At 41.1% G+C, this 265-nt stretch carries 1 protein-coding gene; it reads right to left on the bottom strand.

Annotated elements, in window-relative coordinates:
* Nucleotides 1-199: integrase arm-type DNA-binding domain-containing protein (locus B4920_RS26580; RefSeq protein ID WP_139379702.1), on the bottom strand; the 199-nt coding region annotated here is incomplete at its 3' end.
* Between the last annotated feature and the right edge of the window lie 66 nt (nucleotides 200-265).

Here is a 265-nt window from a genome sequence, read left to right as displayed (position 1 = left end):
ATATTTCGGGGTAAGTACCCAATCCAATATTGATACGCGCTTTGGTTGTTGGATGACGATAGTTAAAGTTCCAAAGTTTAGACCCATTACATCTGACTCTGAGTTGCAGTCCATCCCCATCCGATAAGACCTTATCCTTGTCATCGGGTTTGATTGATTTGATTTCCTTATCACTAAGACGAGTCGCTCTGGCACACATAGACTATCTCCAAACCGTTTTGGTATTCCAAATAATAGCGACATTTCGCTTGGAATACCATTTGGA

The organism is Zoogloea sp. LCSB751, from assembly GCF_002028455.1.
Taxonomy (GTDB): domain Bacteria; phylum Pseudomonadota; class Gammaproteobacteria; order Burkholderiales; family Rhodocyclaceae; genus Zoogloea.
The sequence above is the reverse complement of the archived record's forward strand: the minus strand, read 5'-3'. Positions and strand labels throughout refer to the sequence as shown.